Origin of the sequence: Segatella oulorum F0390, assembly GCF_000224615.1 — a bacterium.
Lineage (GTDB): Bacteria > Bacteroidota > Bacteroidia > Bacteroidales > Bacteroidaceae > Prevotella > Prevotella oulorum.
Genome location: NZ_JH114215.1, coordinates 1,184,921 through 1,205,084 on the forward strand (window position 1 = coordinate 1,184,921; position 20,164 = coordinate 1,205,084).

At 46.8% G+C, this 20,164-nt stretch carries 21 protein-coding genes and 4 tRNA genes; 18 read left to right on the forward strand and 7 right to left on the reverse strand.

Features of this window, described 5'->3' with window-relative positions; genetic code table 11:
* Positions 1–4: 4 nt before the first annotated feature.
* Positions 5–172 (reverse strand): hypothetical protein, encoded by a 168-nt coding sequence (locus tag HMPREF9431_RS05035; RefSeq protein ID WP_155812943.1) that lies wholly within the window; start codon positions 170–172, stop codon positions 5–7.
* A gap of 131 nt (positions 173–303) precedes the next feature.
* Between HMPREF9431_RS05035 and HMPREF9431_RS12855 the strand changes: the two genes are divergently transcribed.
* The 3 genes from HMPREF9431_RS12855 to HMPREF9431_RS05050 all read left to right on the forward strand — a co-directional run bounded on the left by HMPREF9431_RS12855 (position 304) and on the right by HMPREF9431_RS05050 (position 3,078).
* Positions 304–498 (forward strand): hypothetical protein, encoded by a 195-nt coding sequence (locus tag HMPREF9431_RS12855; protein ID WP_155812944.1) that lies wholly within the window; start codon positions 304–306, stop codon positions 496–498.
* Between the two features lie 146 nt (positions 499–644).
* Positions 645–1,892, forward strand: a complete 1,248-nt coding sequence (locus tag HMPREF9431_RS05045) for a phosphoglycerate kinase (RefSeq protein WP_004380081.1) — start codon at positions 645–647, stop codon at positions 1,890–1,892.
* Positions 1,893–2,406: 514 nt separating this feature from the next.
* A complete protein-coding gene (locus tag HMPREF9431_RS05050; protein WP_004380083.1) occupies positions 2,407–3,078 on the forward strand; it encodes a hypothetical protein in 672 nt (223 codons plus the stop codon).
* Positions 3,079–3,560: 482 nt separating this feature from the next.
* Here HMPREF9431_RS05050 and HMPREF9431_RS05055 read toward each other — a convergent pair whose 3' ends face one another.
* Complete coding sequence (locus HMPREF9431_RS05055; protein ID WP_004380085.1) at positions 3,561–3,800, reverse strand: hypothetical protein; 240 nt, start codon at positions 3,798–3,800, stop codon at positions 3,561–3,563.
* A 347-nt stretch (positions 3,801–4,147) separates the two neighbouring features.
* On the opposite strand from HMPREF9431_RS05055, the gene nosZ reads away from it, so the two are divergent.
* The 14 genes from nosZ (at position 4,148) to HMPREF9431_RS05125 (ending at position 13,674) form a co-directional block, all read left to right on the forward strand.
* The gene (gene nosZ / locus HMPREF9431_RS05060) at positions 4,148–6,130 is read left to right on the forward strand and encodes a Sec-dependent nitrous-oxide reductase (protein WP_231287712.1); all 1,983 of its coding nucleotides are present in this window, start codon (positions 4,148–4,150) and stop codon (positions 6,128–6,130) included.
* Positions 6,131–6,231: 101 nt separating this feature from the next.
* Positions 6,232–6,855: a hypothetical protein gene (locus HMPREF9431_RS05065; protein ID WP_004380087.1), complete on the forward strand. Its 624-nt coding sequence runs from the start codon at positions 6,232–6,234 to the stop codon at positions 6,853–6,855.
* 5 nt (positions 6,856–6,860) lie between these two features.
* Positions 6,861–7,346 carry a nitrous oxide reductase accessory protein NosL gene (locus HMPREF9431_RS05070; protein WP_004380088.1) on the forward strand — a complete coding sequence of 162 codons (486 nt, stop codon included), beginning with the start codon at positions 6,861–6,863 and terminating at the stop codon, positions 7,344–7,346.
* Positions 7,310–8,566: a nitrous oxide reductase family maturation protein NosD gene (nosD, locus tag HMPREF9431_RS05075; RefSeq protein WP_004380089.1), complete on the forward strand. Its 1,257-nt coding sequence runs from the start codon at positions 7,310–7,312 to the stop codon at positions 8,564–8,566. The genes HMPREF9431_RS05070 and nosD overlap by 37 nt, the downstream gene beginning before the upstream one ends.
* On the forward strand, positions 8,563–9,270 hold the full coding sequence (locus tag HMPREF9431_RS05080) for an ABC transporter ATP-binding protein (RefSeq protein WP_004380090.1): 708 nt from the start codon (positions 8,563–8,565) through the stop codon (positions 9,268–9,270). Before nosD ends, HMPREF9431_RS05080 begins: the two co-directional genes overlap by 4 nt.
* Before the next feature lie 6 nt (positions 9,271–9,276).
* Entirely contained in the window at positions 9,277–10,044 is a 768-nt protein-coding gene (locus tag HMPREF9431_RS05085) for an ABC transporter permease subunit (RefSeq protein ID WP_004380091.1), read from the forward strand.
* Between the two features lie 191 nt (positions 10,045–10,235).
* Positions 10,236–10,308 (forward strand) — tRNA-Gly (locus HMPREF9431_RS05090).
* 45 nt (positions 10,309–10,353) lie between these two features.
* Positions 10,354–10,434, forward strand: a tRNA-Leu gene (locus HMPREF9431_RS05095).
* A gap of 27 nt (positions 10,435–10,461) precedes the next feature.
* Positions 10,462–10,544 (forward strand) — tRNA-Leu (locus HMPREF9431_RS05100).
* Positions 10,545–10,576: 32 nt separating this feature from the next.
* Positions 10,577–10,649: transfer RNA gene (locus tag HMPREF9431_RS05105), tRNA-Gly, on the forward strand.
* A 25-nt stretch (positions 10,650–10,674) separates the two neighbouring features.
* Entirely contained in the window at positions 10,675–11,220 is a 546-nt protein-coding gene (locus HMPREF9431_RS05110; protein WP_004380092.1) for a hypothetical protein, read from the forward strand.
* 36 nt (positions 11,221–11,256) lie between these two features.
* A complete protein-coding gene (locus tag HMPREF9431_RS05115; RefSeq protein WP_025070767.1) occupies positions 11,257–11,727 on the forward strand; it encodes a single-stranded DNA-binding protein in 471 nt (156 codons plus the stop codon).
* Positions 11,728–11,747: 20 nt separating this feature from the next.
* Positions 11,748–13,073, forward strand: coding sequence for a gliding motility-associated protein GldE (gene gldE, locus HMPREF9431_RS05120; RefSeq protein WP_004380094.1), 1,326 nt, complete (start codon positions 11,748–11,750; stop codon positions 13,071–13,073).
* Between the two features lies 1 nt (position 13,074).
* Entirely contained in the window at positions 13,075–13,674 is a 600-nt protein-coding gene (locus tag HMPREF9431_RS05125) for a 4'-phosphopantetheinyl transferase family protein (RefSeq protein ID WP_004380095.1), read from the forward strand.
* A 305-nt stretch (positions 13,675–13,979) separates the two neighbouring features.
* Here HMPREF9431_RS05125 and HMPREF9431_RS12860 read toward each other — a convergent pair whose 3' ends face one another.
* The 4 genes from HMPREF9431_RS12860 to nspC form a co-directional block, all read right to left on the reverse strand.
* Positions 13,980–14,138 (reverse strand): hypothetical protein, encoded by a 159-nt coding sequence (locus HMPREF9431_RS12860; RefSeq protein WP_155812945.1) that lies wholly within the window; start codon positions 14,136–14,138, stop codon positions 13,980–13,982.
* Between the two features lie 77 nt (positions 14,139–14,215).
* Positions 14,216–14,698 carry a preQ(1) synthase gene (gene queF / locus HMPREF9431_RS05135; RefSeq protein ID WP_004380097.1) on the reverse strand — a complete coding sequence of 161 codons (483 nt, stop codon included), beginning with the start codon at positions 14,696–14,698 and terminating at the stop codon, positions 14,216–14,218.
* Positions 14,691–15,392, reverse strand: coding sequence for a queuosine precursor transporter (locus tag HMPREF9431_RS05140; RefSeq protein WP_004380098.1), 702 nt, complete (start codon positions 15,390–15,392; stop codon positions 14,691–14,693). Before HMPREF9431_RS05140 ends, queF begins: the two co-directional genes overlap by 8 nt.
* Positions 15,393–15,488: 96 nt before the next feature.
* Positions 15,489–16,652: a carboxynorspermidine decarboxylase gene (gene nspC, locus HMPREF9431_RS05145; protein WP_004380099.1), complete on the reverse strand. Its 1,164-nt coding sequence runs from the start codon at positions 16,650–16,652 to the stop codon at positions 15,489–15,491.
* Positions 16,653–16,883: 231 nt separating this feature from the next.
* Here nspC and HMPREF9431_RS05150 point away from each other — a divergent pair, with 231 nt between their 5' ends.
* Positions 16,884–17,822, forward strand: a complete 939-nt coding sequence (locus HMPREF9431_RS05150; protein WP_004380101.1) for a ribose-phosphate pyrophosphokinase — start codon at positions 16,884–16,886, stop codon at positions 17,820–17,822.
* 386 nt (positions 17,823–18,208) lie between these two features.
* Here HMPREF9431_RS05150 and HMPREF9431_RS05155 read toward each other — a convergent pair whose 3' ends face one another.
* Positions 18,209–19,603 carry an MATE family efflux transporter gene (locus HMPREF9431_RS05155; protein WP_004380102.1) on the reverse strand — a complete coding sequence of 465 codons (1,395 nt, stop codon included), beginning with the start codon at positions 19,601–19,603 and terminating at the stop codon, positions 18,209–18,211.
* Positions 19,604–20,164 lie beyond the last annotated feature (561 nt).

Consider the following 20,164-nt stretch of genomic DNA (forward strand, 5'->3'; position numbering starts at 1 on the left):
CCAATCATTCCGCGCGTTTGTTTATCGGCAAATTCTTCGCCGGCAACCTTTTTCTTGTGTTTGTCCGTCGGCGAACTGTTCGCCGGCAACCTTTGGGACACGGAGCCACACGAGAAATGGTAGGGGCGGCGCCTGTGTGCCCGCCCGAACGTCCGCGCAGCGGCGTTTCCATCCGTAAAAGGCACGTTCCCCAGCCGTAAAAGAGGCGTTTCCATCCGTAAAAGGCACGTTCCCCACCCGCAAAGGAGGCATCTCCATGCGTTGAAATGTTTGTGCATTGCGCATGATGCACACCTGCTAACGATGGATGCGCCCCTGCAGGGCGACACGGGCGGGCACACAGGCGCCGCCCCTACCAACCTCCATCAAACCCCTCTGCCACGCAACTTTTTTACATTTTGTCCGTCGGCGAACCGTTTGCCACCAACCATTCCGCGCGTTTGTTTATCGGCAAACTCTTCGCCGGCAACCCTTTTCGATGGAGCACCATGCGCCTGAAATATTGCCAACTTGATGTGCCAAAACACGGCGATAGCATAGAAAAAGCAATGAAATCTCGGTAAAGGTTTCCCTGTTTCAACGAAAAAGCCGTATCTTTGCCGAGTATAAAACAAAAGATTTTTAACATCAAAAATAACTGTAAAATGACGATCGAACAATTTAATTTTGCTGGTAAGAAGGCAATCGTTCGCGTGGACTTCAATGTTCCCTTGGACGAAAATGGAAAAGTGACTGACGACACGCGCATTCGCGGTGCATTGCCAACGTTGAAGAAGGTGCTGGCCGATGGTGGCGCGCTCATCATGATGAGCCACATGGGCAAGCCCAAAGGTAAGGTGAAGGCTGAGCTTTCGCTCTCGCAAATCGTGAAAAATGTGTCGGACGCATTGGGCGTTGAGGTGAAATTTGCCAAAGATTGTGGCCATGCCGAAGCCGAAGCGGCTGCACTGAAGCCCGGCGAAGCGCTGCTGTTGGAGAACCTCCGTTTCTATCCCGAAGAAGAGGGCAAGCCCGTGGGCGTTGAGAAAGGCACACCCGAATATGACGAGGCGAAGAAGGAGATGAAAGCGCGCCAGAAGGATTTCGCGAAGAAACTGGCTTCGTATGCCGATTGCTACGTGATGGACGCTTTCGGTACGGCTCACCGCAAACATGCTTCTACGGCAGTCATCGCCGATTATTTCGATGCCGACCACAAGATGTTGGGCTATCTCATGGAGAAAGAAGTGAAGGCCGTTGATGCTGTGCTCAACAACATCAAACGCCCCTTCACCGCTATCATGGGTGGCTCGAAGGTGTCGACCAAGATTGGTATCATCGAAAACTTGCTGGGCAAGGTCGACAACCTGATTCTCTGCGGCGGCATGACCTACACTTTCGCCAAAGCGCAAGGCGGAAAGATTGGCAAGAGCATCTGCGAAGAAGATAAATTGGACGTGGCGTTGGATGTGATGAAGAAGGCCAAGGAAAACCATGTGAACTTGGTGCTCGGCACCGATTCAATCATCGCCGACGATTTCAAGAACGATGCCAAACAGAGCGTCGCACCCTCGGACAACATTCCCGATGGCTGGGAAGGGATGGATGCCGGTCCCGAATCGCGTAAGGCTTTCGCCGAGGTGATTGAAAAATCAAAGACCATCTTGTGGAACGGTCCTGCCGGCGTATTCGAGTTCGACAACTTCGCTGGTGGCTCAAAAGCCATTGCCGAAGCCATCGCCAAAGCCACAAAGAACGGTGCATTCTCGCTCATTGGTGGCGGCGACTCTGTGGCTTGCATCAACAAGTTTGGCTTGGCCGACCAGGTTTCTTATATCTCTACCGGTGGCGGCGCCTTGTTAGAAGCCATCGAAGGAAAGGAACTTCCCGGCATTGCAGCCATCAAAGGTTAATGGCCGAGCGCCATTCCACCTTATTATACTTGCGGCATGCTCCATCTGAGTGTGCCGCAAGTTCTTATTTATACCCGCTCGCCAGCTGTGAATGAGGGTTACCGCAACGCTGTAAAAGGCCGTTTTGCCCTCCGAATGACCATTTTCTTCATCCACCTTATATCATAAAAAGGCAAGGAGATGATTTCGGACCTCATGCGCATACCGAAAGTTTAATTTTTTATAAAGAAAAGCCATGACAAACGGGCAATATTTGCATCTGTCGAAGAAATCATATAATTTTACAGCCAAATAACATATTTTAATCAGATATTTTATGAAGAAATCTTCAATTTACGCATTGGCTTCACTCTGCATCTTACAAAGTTATAAAAGGAGGACGTTGGCAAAAGAAAGAATAACGAAAAGTCTCCTCAAAATCCGACACCTCTCCGTCCTTTTCTCGGGATTACAACCCCGCGCCGCTTTCTGTATTTGTAGATCCTGTATTATAAACTAATTAAAATTTTACACAATGAAAAAGTATCTATTACTATTATTAGCTTTTGCGTTTCTAACTTCGACAAATTCTATTGCACAAAAATTTGAATGTATGGATTTTATTTCTAAACAAGCAAAATGGAATGCAATAAAAAAAAGTAGCAATAAGAAATGGGCAAAAGAGGCAATAAAACAATTCCCACTTAATTTGGATGGAGATATTTATTATAAGTATACTGTGTTTAATAATTGCAATATGACTATAAAGGAAATGACGAAAAGGAGTGATGGCTTCTTAAAATCAATTCTTAATTTAGAAAAAGGTGCAGAAATAAAGATAGACACGATTAATAATATTTGCTACGGTGAAGGGAAATGGGCAAATGTGGGGCAGGTCATAGGACTTTATAATGCAACTATTATACATGCTGAATTAAAAATAAGAATAAAGATATATAAAGATTCTCTAACTTTTGAAACAAAAGTACCTCATTATATTTTAGGCGCATTTGATTTATTCAAAAATGGGGCAGAATCAAATTTAATTTCTCCTAAAGATGTGTTCCCATCAAATCTTAATGGTAATCATAAAGAATCTTATTCACAGGCATTTATTAACTGCAACGCATACTCCTACAATATAATGTCATCCTTTTTATCTTACTTAAATAAACATAATGACGATAAAAACATTGATACTTGGTAATATAATCATCCAATAATATAGGTTTTTAATTCAGTCACTTCAACATTCTCCCGCAGCACCATCATCGGACCTGTCCGCCTCGTCTGATGGCACCTCCCAAACCATCCAAGTGTACCCCCGTGTGGGGTGCCCCCCCCTGGAAGACTCCCTTTTTATCCTAAATCCCTATACATAATTAAGGTGTAACGCTATCTCAAAGTTGCTCGCAAAGTGTCAGTTTCTTGTATCAATCCCCCCTTTTTTGGATTGTTGCTATATCCTCACAGTGGGTGTCTTGGCAGGAGTTTTGTCCACCTAAACTTTTGAAATTGTCCATCTAAACTGTCCATCTAACAGTCCACCTAACACCTACAATCCACATGTTTTTATGTATTTTTCCCAAAACCGACCTCGTCCATATACCCCAAAAAAGAGGTAATGCCATTCCTGCCATTACCTCCCATTCTAATGCCATTTTTATAGAGTTCTAAGCCCGTCTCTTCTCAGTCCTTATACATTGTTCCCGAACCACCCGAAATCAGTGTAGATTGCTTTATTACGGCCCGTTTCGTAACGATTGTACCATTACCTGAAAGCCCCGCGTGGAGCAAGTAATTACGTGTCACTCCAACCTGTTTCGACGTGAATACCGTATATACAGCCGAAATGCTACTGAAATACCAATCCTTCTGCTTCGTTCCCTCTATTCCATGCAGTAGATGCACATGTATAACCTTTGCCATATTCTCATTGTTTGTTTGCTGCAAATATACCAAATAATAATTATATAGAATAAAAACGCATCTAATATTTTTAAAAGAGGCAATAAAAAAGAGGCGATACAATCACCCCCTCATCGCTCCGCATCCCCCATCTGTAACCCCAAATTAACACCCATGTAACATTTATGTATCAATCGTCAGCCGGATAAACCCTCAGATGTAACACGAATGTAACACGATGTAACATTTCGTTTTGAGGAGCCTCGACTATCTAAATACACGTAACATCTTGATATTAAACAACTTCATTCCTTTTCGTCCTCTCATCATCTATATACGTTTCGTTCTGTGCCCTATACTTAGGCGGCGTGTTGCATGCTTGTAAGCCCAAAAAGGCTGGCCACATTGCCGTTGACGACGACGCTGCCAAGCAGGTTTATGTGGCTCCCGGGCACTACGACGAGTATTATGACTTTGTTTCTGGTGGCTTTAGCGGTCAGGTTTCCGTCTATGGCATTCCCTCCGGACGCCTTTTGAAAGTCATTCCTGTGTTCTCTCAAAATGGAGAAAACGGTTATGGCTATGATGAAAACACCAAACCTCTGCTGAACACGTCATTTGGTTTTGTGCCATGGGATGACTCACACCACACCCAACTATCTGAGACAAATGCCATGTACGATGGCCGTTGGCTCTTCATCAATGCCAACAACACGCCACGTATTGCGCGCATCGACTTAAAAACATTCCGCACAGCAGAAATCATTGAGTTGCCCAACACCAGCGGTAACCACGCTTCGCCTTTCATCACGAGCAACACCGAATATATTGTTTCAGGCTCTCGGTTCAGCGTTCCTGCCGACTATGAGAATGGCGACGTTTCGATTAAAGACTACAAGACCAAGTTCCGCGGTTGCGTTTCTTATATCAAGGTAGACCAAAAGACAGGACATCTGAATTTGGATTTCCAATTAAACCTGCCTCCGTTCAACTATGATTTGAGCCACAGCGGCAAGAATGAATCAGCCGATTGGTCGTTCTTCACGTGTTACAACACCGAGGAAGCTCACTCGCTCTTAGAGGTGAATGCTTCGCAAAACGATAAGGACTATATCCTCGCCATCAACTGGAAGAAAGCCGCTGAGCATGCCGCAAAAGGCGATTTCGATTGGAAGGCTTGCAAATATGCGCACAACGTGATGAACGAAAACACCGAGCAGGCAACGTCTGAGATTCTAAACAAGGTGAAAGTGATTGACACGCGCAAGGTCAACGACTTCCTTTATCTCATCCCATGTCCAAAGTCTCCCCACGGCGTGGATGTCGACCCGACGGGCGAATACATCGTGGGTAATGGTAAGTTGAGCGCCAACCTCCCTGTGTTCAGCTTCAAAAAGATTCAAGAAGCCATCAAGAACCACAAGTTTGATGGTAAGGTTGAAGGCATCAACGTCATTAAATATGAAGACGCTTTGCATGGCGAAGTGCAGGCTCCGGGCTTAGGCTCGCTCCACACCGAGTTTGATGCCGACGGCAATGCCTACACCAGCTTCTTCATTTCTTCGGAAATTGTGAAATGGCGTCTCAAAGATTGTCAGATTGAAGACCGCATCCCAACTTATTATTCGGTGGGTCACCTCTCTGTCCTCGGTGCCGATACCAAGAAGCCTTATGGCAAATATATGATTGCTTACAACAAGATCACGAAGGATTGCTTCCTCCCAACGGGGCCAGAACTTTGCCAAGCTGCACAACTCTATGACATTAGTGGTAATAAGATGAAGTTGCTTCTTGAGTTCCCATTGATTGGTGAGCCCCACTATGCCAGTGCCATTGCAGCAGACATGTTAAAAACCAACATGGTGAACTTCACTTTATTGAAGAACAACCACAATCCTTACAAGATTAGCACCGCACAAGAAGCTCGCGTTGAACGCCATGGCAACCGCGTTGATGTCTACATGGCAGCCATCCGTTCGCGTCTCGTTCCCGACAACATCGAAGGCATTAAGATGGGCGATGAGGTTTACTTCCATGTAACAAACATCGAACAAGAATGGGATATTCCACACGGTTTCGCTGTCAAAGGCAACAACAATGCAGAGTTGTTGGTTATGCCCGGAGAAACATGCACGTTGAAATGGATTCCCAATCGCGTAGGCATCTTGACATTCTACTGCACCGACTTCTGCAGCGCATTGCACCAAGAAATGCAAGGTTATGTTCGCGTGTCTCCCAAAGGAAGCAATACGCCTCTGAGCTTTACGATTGACGATAAGTTGCCATCACAATTCATTGTGACGAAACCTACCACACAATCGGGTGCTGCTCCAACAACACACAAACGATAATCAAAGAACAAAATAAAAAGGAAACAATCATGAACCTGTCGCGTGTTAAGATCAACATCAAAGACTTGCGCCGACGACAGGTTCATCATAGATGAAAGTATATGAAATTTAATTTTACAGGCAAGCTCTCAAAATCAAGCATGATATTGCTTATTGTTGCAGGCATATTCACAGCGATAAGCGCTTTTACATCTGTATGGCGAATTGATCTTACTGCACCACAATATCCCGAGGGGATGGTTCTCTACATCGGTGGCCTCGATGGTGTTTCGGGTGGAGACGAAGGCAATGATCTTTACAAGATTAATGAATTGAATCACTATGTGGGAATGGCACAAATCCACCCCGGAGATTTCTGGGAATTCACGGCTTTGCCCATCATCCTTGGTGCCTTTGCTGTGCTCTTTTTAGTCACAGCATTCATTAAAAACAAAAAGTTAAGCATCGCCTCTTTAATATCGTTTGGTATCTTTGGCGTTCTTGGTTTTATTGATTTCTACCATTGGACCTACGTTTACGGGCACAATCTTTCGCCCGATGCACCAATCAAAGTCCCGGGCATGTCCTACCAACCCCCTATTCTTGGCGAGAAACAACTCCTAAGTTTCGACGCCCTTTCACAACCTAATGTCGGCGGATACTTGCTTATGCTTGCAGGTGTCATCCTCTTGTATGTTGTTGTAAAAGAGGTTGTCGTCTTTGGGAACAAAGCAAAACAAGACTAATTCGTATGAAAGAAAACTTTCGTAAGAAACTGATAAAGGGGTCAGCAGCAGCCTTTGTGCTGTTGCTGACACTTCTTTGTGTCAGCGCTTGCACACACAACGACAAACCACAGCCCGTTGATTTAGGAAAAGATAATTGTGCAAAATGTGGCATGACCATTGAAGAACCTCAGTTTGCATGTGAAATCATTACCGACAAAGGGAAATGTTTTAAATTCGACGATCTATCATGTTTGTTTCATCACATCCATGACAAGAAACTTTCGGATAGCATCGTTGCAAAAATATATGTAGCAGATTACGAACACCCCGACTCTTTAATCGACATCAAAACGGCCAATCTTGTGCTCGGCGAAGACATTAAAAGTCCGATGAATGGTGGCGTAGCAGCTTTTAAAAATAAAAATCATGCACGCACGTTTGCTACGAAAACTCGCTCTATCCTACTCGATTCATGGGAAAGATTAAAAATACAACATGCCGTAAACTAACGCTGTTTCTCGGCTTGTTGTGCACGCTTCCGAGTTTAGGGCGCACGATTGACGTAGGAAAGGGAAAAACCTTTCCTACGATTCATGATGCCCTGAAATCAGCAAAGCCCCACGATGAAATTGTGGTGCATGCAGGAAAGGTGTATAAAGAACATTTACTGATTGATAAACCTATCATCCTCAGAGGAGTAGGTTTGCCCATCATTGACGGCAGTCTGCAAGGAAATGTCATTCAAGTAAAAGCCAATGATGTGGTGATTGACGGACTTCAAATACAGCATTCTGCACGCTCTTCGCGCATTGATTACAGTGGCCTGCACATCGAAAATGCAAGATCCGTCATTGTCCGTCATTGTGTGTTTCGAGCAAATCAATTCAGTATTATGTTCCAAAACAGTAGACATTGCACGGTAATTCACAACAATATTTCGAGCAATATAGTGCAAAATGCAATCATGGGAAACGCAATACATTGCTGGAAATGTGACGACATGCACATTGCCGAGAATGTGATTGGGCATAATCGTGATGGCATTTACCTTGAATTTGTAAATGCTTCGCGCATCGAACACAATAAAGTTAGCGGATGTGCACGCTATGGACTCCACTTCATGTTTTCGCATTTTAATGTCTACCGAGCAAATTTCTTTAGTCACAACCAAGCGGGTGTGGCAGTTATGTTTGCACACCATGTAACGATGTTGAATAATGTTTTTACATTCAATCGAGGCAGCTCGTCTTATGGCTTGCTCATCAAAGAACTGCAATACAGCACCATTAAAGGAAATCGTTTTCTTGACAATACAGTAGGACTTCTTGTTGATGGCGGATCGGATTTATTCATAAAACACAACGAAATAAAGGGCAATGGCTGGGGCATGCGGTTGATTTCGGCCAGTACAAATGATACCATTTGCGAGAATAACTTTCTCGGAAACACGTTCGATATGACGACCAACGTGAGCTATAATCGCAATATTGTGAATGGTAATTATTGGGATAAGTATGAAGGTTATGACTTAAATAAAGATGGCAGAGGCGATGTTCCCTTCCATCCTTTAAGTCTTTTTTCTATGCTGGCTGAACAAAATGAGAATGTATTATTCTTTTTCCACAGCTTCTTAATGGATTTACTTGACAGCACTGAGAAGCTGTTGCCCTCCATCACACCCGACAATTATGTTGACAACCACCCCTATATGAAACCCATTAATATATGATAACAATAAGCAACCTCAATAAGTTTTATGGCAAATTACATGTGCTCCACGATGTTAATTTGCAATTAGAAAAAGGTCAGTGCATTGGCTTTGTTGGGCCCAATGGATGTGGAAAAACAACCCTCATGAAGTGTATCCTTGGTTTGGTAAGCCCACAGTCCGGACAGATTTTAGTAGATGGTGTGGACATCAACGTGCATCCTTCCTATCGTCAGCACATTGGGTTTATGCCTCAAAGTAGCTGTTTCCCAGAGAATATGAGTGTGGCTGAAACCTTCAAAACCATCCGAGAAATACGCGGAAACAACACCGAATGTGATGATGAATTGTATAAAGCATTCCGCATTGATGCCATTGCGAATAAAAAAACGAAAGCGTTATCGGGCGGAACGAGTCAAAAGGTAAATGCCGCATTAGCATTTCTTTTCAATCCCGACATTCTGATTCTTGATGAGCCGACTGCCAGTTTAGACCCCATTGCTGCTAATATTCTAAAAAATAAAATTGCGAAAGAGAAGCATAAATTGGTTTTCATCACCTCACATATCCTCAGCGAATTAGAAGGTATTGTCACCCACATCATCTTTATGGATGAAGGCAGAGTGCTGTTCTTTATGTCGGTTCAACAGCTTTTACAGGAGACTGGGCAAGAGAATATTTCGCAAGCCGTCATGTCGTTGTTAGAGAAGCGCCAAAAACAATAAAACAATATGGGAAAGATTACGAAGATTATTTTTACAGATAATATTAAGGATAAGGTCGTCGTTATATACCTTATTTTATTAGCGCTCCTCTCATGGACATCACTTCTGTTGCAAGATAACGCATCAAAAGGGGCACTCACAGAACTGAATATCATTCTATTCATCACCCCACTCATGTCGCTGCTCTACACAGTCACCTATCTTTACGATTCGCATGACTTTATTGTGCTGCTGTTAAGTCAGCCACTCAAACGGCAACAAATTTGGCGGAGCCTTTACATTGGCGTATCTTTCAGTCTGCATCTTGCGTTCCTGATTGGAGCAGGTATTCCCATGTTGCTCTATACAGAAAGCGGAACTGCACTGATTTTAATTGTGATGGGCTGTGTAACCACGCAAATATTCGTGTCATTGGCCTTTTTAACAACAATGCTCACAAGCGAAAAAACACGGGGTATAGGCATATCCATTCTCATTTGGTTGCTGCTGACAATGATTTATGATGCCGTGCTTCTCTATCTTGTTTTCCTATTGAGTGAATGGCCTATAGAAACGCCTTTGCTTTCGCTTCTGATGCTTAACCCACTCGATTTAGCTCGCTTTCAGGTAATTCTTAAGATGGATGTCTCTGCCATGATGGGATATGGTGGTGCCGCATTCAAAGAGTTTTTAGGAGCCACTGGCGGAATCATCATCTCTTCCTTACTGCTCCTGCTATGGATTATACTTCCTTATGTGTTCTCATCACACATATTCAAGCGGAAAGATTTATAAGAAAATCTTTATAAACACACTCACTCCACCGTGCAACTCATTCTATTATTAAGGCGTCGTAATGATACTTATGAAAAAAGATGCTGACAAACTTTTTCCAAAAAAAATGAGCAAAAGTTTGTGGTGTCTTAAAAAAAGCCTTATCTTTGCAACCGCATTTAGCGAAATACACTTTGAAATAAAGGTTTTATGCGGAAATAGCTCAGTTGGTAGAGCACGACCTTGCCAAGGTCGGGGTCGCGGGTTCGAGTCCCGTTTTCCGCTCTAATGCTGAATAAGATGCGCAGAGAGATTTATCTCTTCTCATAAGCCCAGGTGGCGGAATGGTAGACGCGCACGTTTCAGGTGCGTGTGTTTAACGGCGTGCAGGTTCGAGTCCTGTTCTGGGCACATTTTATTTAGTATTACAAACATGTTGGAGAGGTGGCGGAATGGTAGACGCGCTACTTTGAGGGGGTAGTGTCAATTGTGACGTGGGAGTTCGAGTCTCCTCCTCTTCACATGCAAAATAGGTGAAGAAATTATTCTCTACGCGGAAATAGCTCAGTTGGTAGAGCACGACCTTGCCAAGGTCGGGGTCGCGGGTTCGAGTCCCGTTTTCCGCTCTTTTATCGAGAAACATACAAGTTCATGAATCTGTATTTAAGATATTTCAATCGTGAGGTTTTGGTTTCTTCAGTTGAAGAAGCACTCGATTTCCTAAGTTCTATTCCTGATATCGTACTGACCCATGCTTTAGAAGACGACATCCGAGCTTATGTGGCCAGCGGTGTTTCGTATCCTAAACGTTATAAAGTGCACCAACGTGCCTATTTCATCATCATCAAGACGACAGCAACAACAATGACAGATTTTAAAGAAAAGAAGGCCATGCAGCCCAATATTCCTTTGATGGAGAAACATGCTTTAGCGACTTCAGCCATGACGCGCCTCACCGAGATGCAGCCCGGATGGTATGAAGGTTCATTAAATTTCAAACGCGTAGTGCTCGTTCCTGCCACAGGTAAGCACGAATATCGCGACACACTGTTCGTGGTGCAGTGCAAAGCCAATTCGGGACAAGATTGTTACGACCGTATTGTTGAATATCTACGCACACGCGTTGACAATCGTTCGCAATTCCCATCGGCTAAAGGAAAGAATTTCCAATTCCGCTATTTAGGCATGTGGAAATAGTCTTTTCTTCATTCATTTCAACTTAAAGTTTTCACAATGAATAAAGTGATGTTGATTGGTAACGTGGGAAAAGATCCCGACGTGCGCTATTATGACGCCGATCAAGCTGTGGCACAATTCCCGCTTGCGACGACAGAGCGTGGCTACACCTTGCAGAATGGCACAAAGGTGCCCGACCACACCGATTGGCACAATCTCGTTGTGTGGCGCGGATTGGCCAAAGTGGTAGAGAAACATGTGCACAAAGGTGACAAGCTCTATGTCGAAGGGCGCATCCGCTACCGCAGCTATGACGACCCAAAAGGGCAGCGGCGCTATGTCACTGAAATTCTTGTTGAGAACATGGAACTGCTCAATCCCAAGCCTGCAGAGCGAGAGGAGAATGCACAACACACAGCTGCACAATCCACAACTACGCAGCCTTCCACCCCACAACCTGAGAATGAGAAGCAGAAGCCATCGGCAACCACTGCGACAACTGCCGATGATGAAATTCTGCCATTCTAAGTTTTAAAACGAGGAACCCCTTGGACATATCATCGTTTACAGAAGCTTTTTCCGACATCACCCTTCAGACGCCCACCCTTGGCGTAGTGATTTCCATCTTTTTAGTGGTGTTTTTGCTGCTACTCTCGGGGTTTGCCAGCGCATCAGAAATCTCTTTCTTTAGTCTTTCGCCCGCCGACATCGCCGACTTAGATGTCGAACACAGCGCAAAAGACCGCAAAATAGAAATGCTCCGCCAAGACAGCGAACGCACGTTGGCCACCATTCTCATCACCAACAATTTTGTGAATGTCACCGTCATCATGCTTTGCAACTTCATCTTCGGCTCGCTCATCCACTTTGGACCAAGAGCGGAATGGCTCGAGTTTTTGGTGCTCACGGTGCTGCTCACCTTTCTTTTGCTGCTCTTTGGCGAAATCATGCCCAAGGTTTATAGCCGTCAAAATCCACTCATCTTCTGCCGTTTCGCCGTGAACGGCATCCTTTTCTTCCGCAAATTTTTCTGGCTTTTAGAAACCATCCTCACCAAAAGTGGCGTCATCGCTGAGAAAGTGTGGCAAAAGAAAAATCGCCAACTCAGCGTCGACGATTTAGAGCAAGCCTTGGAGCTCACCGACAAAGAAGACATTAAAGACGAGCAAAGCATGTTGCAAGGCATCATTCGCTTTGGCGATGAAACCGCAAAAGAAGTGATGACCACCCGCCAGGACATTGTTAACTTAGACATTCACAGCAATTTCACCGAAGTGCTGCAATGCATCGTCGAGAACAACTATAGCCGCATTCCCGTCTATCAAGACAATACCGACCACATCCGCGGCATTCTCTACATCAAAGATTTGCTGCCCCACCTCTCGAAGTCGGCAACTTTCCGCTGGCAGAGCCTCATTCGCCCACCCTATTTTGTGCCCGAAACGAAGAAAATCGACGATTTGCTGCGCGAATTCCAAGAAAACAAAATCCACATCGCCATCGTCGTCGACGAGTTTGGCGGCACCAGTGGGCTCATCACTTTGGAAGATATTTTAGAAGAAATTGTCGGCGAAATCAACGACGAATACGACGACGACGTCAAAAGCTACACCAAGATTGACGACAACACCTATATTTTCGAAGGCAAAGTGCTTTTGAGTGATTTCTGCAAAATCCTTGCACTCGACGACGATATTTTTGACGATGTCGAGGGCGATGCCGACTCTCTGGCCGGCCTGTTGTTGGAGCTCAAAGGCGATTTCCCCGCGATGCACGAGAAAATCGACTATCAGCAATTCACCTTTGAAATCCTCAGCATCGAGGCCCGCCGCATCAGCAAAATCAAAGTATCCATTCATCCTAAAGAGGGTTAACATGCCACTGCTTTCCCTCGAAAACGTCAACCCCGACACTTTATTGGGCGTTTGGAAAATAGAAGAGACGGCCGCCGACTTCTGCGCATCATCCCCCTTTCTGCAAACCATTTTCCAAAGCGAACTGACGACGTGCCACAGCAGCAGCCGACAAGTGGAACGCTTGGCCGTTTATGCGCTTGTTGAACGGCTCACACAGCAGCCCCTCCGCATCACGCACAATGCAGCCGGAAAGCCTTTCATCGCCGGCTATCACATCAGCATCAGCCACACGAAAGGCTATGCCGCGGTCATCCTGTCGAAAACGCACGAGGTTGCTGTCGACATCGAATACGTCAGCCCACGCGTCGACCGCATTGCCGGCCGATTTATGCGGCCCGACGAGCAGGCTCCGACGACCGAAGAGCGTCTGTTGATATGGTGTGCCAAAGAGACACTCTACAAATATTGCTCGGCAGAAGCTTTGCAATTTTTCGACATGCGCGTGGCCTCTCGTGACGAAAAGCCCGGCATCCGAGCCATCGAAAACCTGCGCCAAGGCCGTTGCTTCACCATCGTTCACCGCGCCAACGAGGCCTTTGTGCTCACCTACATCGCATAAAGTGCCCATTTGGGGACAAACAACCCCACGGCGGTAAAAATTCTACATGAAATTCTTACCAACTGACCTCGGGGGTAAAAATTCCACATGAAATTCTTACCAACTGACCTCGAGCGGTAAAAATTCCACATGAAATTCTTACCAACTGACCTCGAGCGGTAAAAATTCCACATGGAATTCTTACCAACTGACCTCGGGGGTAAAAATTCCACATGAAATTCTTACCAACTGACCTCGAGCGTCAAGATTTCCACATGGAATTCTTACCAACTGACCTCGAGCGTCAAGATTTCCACATGGAATTCTTACCAAATGACCTCGGGCGTCAAGATTTCCACATAGAATTCTTGACAATCGACCTCAAGCGTCAAGATTTCCAAATGGAATTCTTGACAATCGACCTCGGGCGTCAAAATTTCCACATGGAATTCTTGACAAACGACCTCGGGCGTCAAGATTTCCACATGGAATTCTTGACAAACGCCTCTCTGCCGTGAAAAACATTTTTCGGTTGCTTTCCTTCCTTTGCTGGGAATGCGAACTACTTTGCGCGCAACGGCGCTCCATCCATCTGATAGTTCATCAACCGATGCTCGGCCAGCTGCGCATATTTCGTTCCGGGTTGGCCGAAATTGGCAAACGGATAGATGCTGATGCCGCCACGAGGCGTGAAATAGCCCACCACTTCGATGTATTTGGGCTGCATCAGACGCACCAAATCCTTCATGATGATGTTGATGCAATCTTCGTGAAAATCGCCGTGATTGCGAAAGCTGAAGAGATAGAGTTTGAGGCTTTTGCTCTCCACCATCTTCGCTCCGGGAATGTAGCGGATGCAGATTTCGGCAAAATCGGGCTGCCCGGTGATGGGGCAAAGCGACGTGAACTCGGGGCAGTTGAATTGCACCCAATAATCGTTGCCGGGATGCTTGTTGTCAAAAGTCTCCAGCACCTCGGGCGCATAGTCGGTTGCATAGCGTGTGGTGCGGCCCAAGGCGTGCAGGCCCTCATCTTTTCTATCCATTATTTTTCAGATTAAATATTTTCCAAACGTTGTAACTGATGCCTTCGTCATAGGTGTCTTCGCCCTCGTGCTGTTTGAGATAGCCCACGACGCGAATGGTGAGCGGCAGCGCAATGATTTCATAAACGGTTTTCAGCACCACTTGCCACAGCATGAGTTTGGGCAATTCAGCCCAAGGCACTACGCCGCCTAACGCCAAGGGGAAGAAGATGATGGAGTCGATGCTCTCGCCAAAGACGGTGCTCCAGATGGCACGTGCGGAGAAATGGCGGCCGCGGTCGCGCAACTTCATGCGGCTCATGACATAGGCATTGACGAAACTTCCCGACAGAAAGGCAATGAACGAGGCAGCTGCAATGCGGGGAGCCAGACCGAAAATGGCATGAAATCCCGCGTCGTTGGTCCAGTAGGGCGCGCCGGGAATGGCATCACAAATCGCGCCCATCGTCACAAAGAAGAAGTTCATCAAAAAGCCTGTCCAAATGAGCAGTCGCGCTTTTTGATAGCCCCACACTTCGCACACGCAGTCGTTGATGATGTAGGAGACGGGGAAGACGATTAAGCCGCCCGTGAGACTGATGTTAAATACTGAGATTTGCTTTGTTTCGAGCACGTTGGCCGCAATGAGGCAAACGCAAAAGAGGATGCTGAAAAGCATGAACAGCACACTCACCATGTTCTTTTCTTGTTTCATTTCTTGTTTTTTACGAGGTTTGTCAAGCACTCGGTTCTGTTTAAACGTGGGCGCAAAGTTACAAATAATTTGGCAAAACGCCCACGTTGTGCGAGATTAATCCATGCGGCTGCGATAATCTTCGTAGCCGAACTCGCGCAACATCTGGAATGTTCCGTCGGCCTTAGCTAAGACGATGGCGGGATGCGAAATGCCGTTAAACATGTTGGTTTTTACGGTGGTGTAATGCAACATATCTTCGAAAATGATGTTCTCGCCCACTTGCAATGCGTGGTCAAACAGCCAATCGCCCATGAAATCGCCGCTCAAGCAGGAGTTACCGCCCAACCGATAGGCACGCTGTGGCTGCTCAGCTGCCGGGTCGATATGCTCGGCATGGCGCACGGTGGGGAAATAAGGCATTTCCAAACAATCGGGCATGTGGCACGTGAAGCTCACATTGAGGATGGCCGTTTTGATGCCTCTGTCCTCCACCACATCGACCACTTGGCTCACCAACGGCCCCGTTTGCCAGGCAAAGGCACTGCCCGGCTCAAGAATAACGTGCAACCAGGGATAGCGTTGGCGGAAGCGTTGCAGCAGGTCGACAAGCAACATCACGTCGTAATCGACACGTGTCATCAGATGTCCGCCACCGAAGTTAATCCATTTCAGCTGCGGAAACCACTTCGCAAACTTCGCCTCGATGTGCTGCAAGGTGCGCGCAAACGTGTCGGCGCCGCTCTCACAATGGCAATGACAATGAAAACCTTCGATGTCTTTAGGCAACTGCTGGGGCAACTTGTCGGCCGTGATGCCAAAGCGTGTGCCGGGCGCGCAGGGATTATAAAGCGCGGTGCCCACCTCAGAATATTCGGGATTGATGCGCAGCCCAAAACTGATGGCCGGGTTGACATGCTTCGCCCGCTCGTGGAAACGTGCATATTGCGTGAGCGAATTGAATTGCAGATGGCTCGAACAACGGGCTATCGCGTCGATTTCATCATCGGTATAAGCGGGAGAAAACGTGTGGGCTGCACTGCCAAACTCCTCAAAGGCCAAACGAGCCTCATTCAAGGAACTGGCGGTTGTAGCGCGGATATACTCCTTGAAAATGGGAAAGGTTTTCCACAGCGCAAAGGCCTTAAAAGCCAAAATCACCTCTACACCCGCCTCACGAGCCACCTGCGCAACAAGACTTAGATTGCGACGCAGGCGCACTTCCTCGAGCACATACATCGGGCGTGCGATGCCTTGAAATGTTTCGATATCCACTTTCATTTGTCTGCTCCTCCTCTTTTTTTGTCGTGCAAAGGTAACTTTTTGCAATGAGATAATTGCGGGTTTAATAGAAATTTCCTACATTTGCAACGTTTTTCAACGCTAACATAATGAAGAGGCAACCCCACATCCGTTTCTATGCCCACGCGCCGAAGGCCAACCGCTTTCTGCACGTTGAAGAAAAGTTAGCGCCCCACGCAATCAACTTCATCAACATAAACACGAATAAGAATGAGTGAAAATAACTCTTTTTTGGTTTTTTCGGGTACGAGCACACGCTACCTCGCTGAAAAGATTTGTGCAAGTTTAAATTGTCCTTTAGGAAACTTAGTGGTGACGCGCTTCTCCGATGGCGAGTTCGCCGTTTCTTATGAAGAGTCTATTCGTGGCCGCGACGTGTTCTTGGTTCAGAGCACGTTCCCCAATTCGGACAACCTCATGGAACTGCTGCTCATGATCGATGCCGCTAAGCGCGCCTCAGCACGCAACATCATTGCCGTGGTCCCCTATTTTGGCTGGGCACGGCAAGACCGCAAAGACAAGCCGCGCGTGAGCATCGGGGCAAAGTTAGTGGCCGACCTGTTGAGCGTTGCAGGCATCGACCGTCTCATCACGATGGACCTGCATGCCGACCAAATTCAAGGTTTCTTCGATGTTCCCGTCGACCACCTCTATGCTTCGGGCGTGATTTTGCCCTATCTGCAAGGTCTCCACCTCAAAGACATGGTGATTGCGTCGCCCGATGTCGGCGGTTCAAAACGTGCCAATACCTATGCCAAATATTTAGGTTGCCCACTGGTGCTGTGCAACAAAACGCGCGCACGTGCCAACGTTGTCTCCAGCATGCAAATCATTGGCGACGTGAAAGACAAAAATGTAGTGATTATTGATGATATGGTCGACACGGCAGGCACCATCACCATGGCGGCAGACATCATGAAAGAGGCCGGCGCACTGTCGGTTCGTGCCTGCGCTTCGCATTGCGTGATGAGCGGGCCGGCATCAGAACGGGTGCAAAACTCGGCCCTCGAAGAGATGATTTTCACCGACTCTATCCCCTACGCTAACCGCAGCGCAAAGGTGAAACAGCTCTCCGTGGCCGACATGTTTGCCGAAACCATCCGCCGCGTGGTCGACAACGAGAGCATCTCGTCGCAATATTTAGTTTAACGGCTTGCGCGCCAAGCACGAAAGCCAACCATCAACGGGCGTTCATTTGTTCTTCGAATGAGCGCCCGTTTCATGTTCATACGCCGCTGCTAACGCGTTAGCAAGGGCAAAAAATCAAAAAGATGGGCTGCTAACGAATTAGCAAGCCCGAAAAATCAAAAAATGGGGCTGCTAACAAATTAGCAAGGGCGAAAAATCAAAAAGATGGCCTGCTAACAAATTAGCAAGGGCGAAAAATCAAAAAGATGGGCTGCTAATAAGTTAGCAAGGCCAAAAAAGCAAAAAGATGGCCTGCTAACAAATTAGCAAGGACAAAAAAGCAAAAAGACGGGCGTCGGGAAATTCCGCAAGCCCCAAAAGAGGCGTATGGAAAGGTAGCTTTGGACTTATGCTGCCGGTGCTTTTTCTTCCAACGCCTTGAGCCAGTTGCCACGAAACAAACGATAGAGAAAGAGCAGGCCGCGGAAAGTGAGCTCGACGGCCATGGCCATCCACACGCCACGTAGCCCGTAATCGCGCGCCAAATAGGCTGCCAGCGTGAGGCGCACACACCACATCGAGGCCAGATTCATGATGGCTGGGCGCAAGGTGTCGCCCGCACCTACGCAGATGCTATAGGTGACGATAGAGGCCGCAAAGAAAGGTTCGGCGAAAGCTTCGATGCGCAACACGCTTGCTCCGAGCGCCTGAATATCGGCAACGGGGCTGAGCAGGGCTATCATCTCGGGCGCAAACACATACATGATGGCGCCCATCGCCGCCATGACGCTCATGCCCAAGCCCACCGTGAGACGGGCAAAACTGCGGCACAAGGCGCTGCGTCCGGCACCAAAGGTCTGGCCCACAAGGGTGGTTGCTGCGTCGCCGATGCCATAGCCCGGCATGTAACACAGGCTTTCGGCCGTGATGGCAAACGAATGGGCGGCGATGGCCACGTTGCCCAGCGGTGCCACGATGATGGTGCTGATGATCTGTGCGCCGCTCATTAAAATTGACTGCACGGCAATGGGCAGGCTGATTTTCACGGCCTTCATCACGTAGTTCCACACCCAATGGAATGGTGCTCTGTCCCATTTCAACGCTAAAATTTTGTCTCGGCAAGTGGCAAACCAGGTAATCGGCAGCGAGGTGCAGATGTAGGCCACGGCAGTTCCCAAGGCGGCACCCATCACCCCCAAGTGAAGCCGGTAGATGAAAACGTAGTTGAACGCCACATCCAACACGCACAGCAGCACGCTCATGGCACTGGCTAATTGCATGTTGCCCGTGCATTTCAGCATATCGCACGACAGATGGAACAGCATCAGAAAAGGAATCGTCAGCGAGAAAATAAAAAAATAGCGTGCCGACTGCGCTGCAACCGTCGCACTGCCTCCAAGCCACAAGGGCAACGAATGGTGGATGGCGACTCCGACGACCAGCAGCAACAAACTCAAAACAATCTCGCAGATATAGGCCTGGCGAAACACTTGCCGCGCCTTGGGAAAGTCGTTGGCTCCGATGAAATGGGACACCTGAACGGAAAAGCCGATGGCCGACGCACTCAGCACGCTGCCGATGAGCCACGCTGTAGACTCAATCAGCCCGATGCTGGCCGAGGCTTCGGCACCCAAATGCCCCACCATGCCGGCATCAATGAAGAACATCATCACGGTGGTTAGCTGCGCTAACATCGACGGGACACTCAAACTCACGATGAGCCGCAGTTTCTCGCCTTGCGTCATGGGCAATCCGTTGCGAATGTTGGCCAATAATCTCTCGCTGCTTTTGCTTCCTAACATATCTGTTTAAATGAGTGTGCAAAATTAATAGAATTTGAACGATTTTCAAAGGTCGCATCTAAAAAAAGCGATGCACCCCTCGTCTTCAAAGCAATACAGAACATAAAAAAAACGATTCTGCTCACGCAAAACCGTCTACTCTCTCAAACTTCCAAATCTATGCTTTCGTCAAAAAAACGTGTTGTCCTGAACAATCTATTCACTTACCTTATGAAACTAAACCTTTTCTTTTCGTTGAACACTCAAAAGAGTGTGTTACCCTTCTACATCTTCTACCTTACTAATACCTTGTTATCTGAACAAATCTTTTACCAAAAGCATTTACCTATGAGATTTATATGAATGAAAATCTTCTTTTAATTCATAAGAATGATATCCCATCATTCTCCTTTGTCTTTCGTTCTAATACGTGGCAAAGGTAAAAAGAAAGTTGAATGGGAATTCATGTACGACGCAGAAAATGAAGTTATGAGGTTTAATTTTTGATTTACATCAAAACACTTGCTGCCAATTTGCCCCACTTTAAAGAAGAAAAGCATGTGAAACAGTCATCAAACTGCG

Bases quoted from the DNA above. Each gene is read 5' to 3' on its own strand.
- nosD (WP_004380089.1), top strand. From the start codon at position 7,310: ATGGGAAAGATTAAAAATACAACATGCCGTAAACTAACGCTGTTTCTC.
- HMPREF9431_RS05055 (WP_004380085.1), bottom strand. From the start codon at position 3,800: ATGGCAAAGGTTATACATGTGCATCTACTGCATGGAATAGAGGGAACG.
- HMPREF9431_RS12855 (WP_155812944.1), top strand. From the start codon at position 304: ATGGATGCGCCCCTGCAGGGCGACACGGGCGGGCACACAGGCGCCGCC.
- HMPREF9431_RS05035 (WP_155812943.1), bottom strand. From the start codon at position 172: ATGGAAACGCCGCTGCGCGGACGTTCGGGCGGGCACACAGGCGCCGCC.
- HMPREF9431_RS05155 (WP_004380102.1), bottom strand. From the start codon at position 19,603: ATGTTAGGAAGCAAAAGCAGCGAGAGATTATTGGCCAACATTCGCAAC.
- HMPREF9431_RS05140 (WP_004380098.1), bottom strand. From the start codon at position 15,392: ATGAAACAAGAAAAGAACATGGTGAGTGTGCTGTTCATGCTTTTCAGC.
- HMPREF9431_RS05050 (WP_004380083.1), top strand. From the start codon at position 2,407: ATGAAAAAGTATCTATTACTATTATTAGCTTTTGCGTTTCTAACTTCG.
- HMPREF9431_RS05085 (WP_004380091.1), top strand. From the start codon at position 9,277: ATGGGAAAGATTACGAAGATTATTTTTACAGATAATATTAAGGATAAG.
- HMPREF9431_RS05110 (WP_004380092.1), top strand. From the start codon at position 10,675: ATGAATCTGTATTTAAGATATTTCAATCGTGAGGTTTTGGTTTCTTCA.
- nspC (WP_004380099.1), bottom strand. From the start codon at position 16,652: ATGAAAGTGGATATCGAAACATTTCAAGGCATCGCACGCCCGATGTAT.
- queF (WP_004380097.1), bottom strand. From the start codon at position 14,698: ATGGATAGAAAAGATGAGGGCCTGCACGCCTTGGGCCGCACCACACGC.
- HMPREF9431_RS05045 (WP_004380081.1), top strand. From the start codon at position 645: ATGACGATCGAACAATTTAATTTTGCTGGTAAGAAGGCAATCGTTCGC.
- HMPREF9431_RS05115 (WP_025070767.1), top strand. From the start codon at position 11,257: ATGAATAAAGTGATGTTGATTGGTAACGTGGGAAAAGATCCCGACGTG.
- HMPREF9431_RS05070 (WP_004380088.1), top strand. From the start codon at position 6,861: ATGAAAGAAAACTTTCGTAAGAAACTGATAAAGGGGTCAGCAGCAGCC.
- HMPREF9431_RS05125 (WP_004380095.1), top strand. From the start codon at position 13,075: ATGCCACTGCTTTCCCTCGAAAACGTCAACCCCGACACTTTATTGGGC.
- HMPREF9431_RS05150 (WP_004380101.1), top strand. From the start codon at position 16,884: ATGAGTGAAAATAACTCTTTTTTGGTTTTTTCGGGTACGAGCACACGC.
- HMPREF9431_RS05065 (WP_004380087.1), top strand. From the start codon at position 6,232: ATGAAATTTAATTTTACAGGCAAGCTCTCAAAATCAAGCATGATATTG.
- HMPREF9431_RS05080 (WP_004380090.1), top strand. From the start codon at position 8,563: ATGATAACAATAAGCAACCTCAATAAGTTTTATGGCAAATTACATGTG.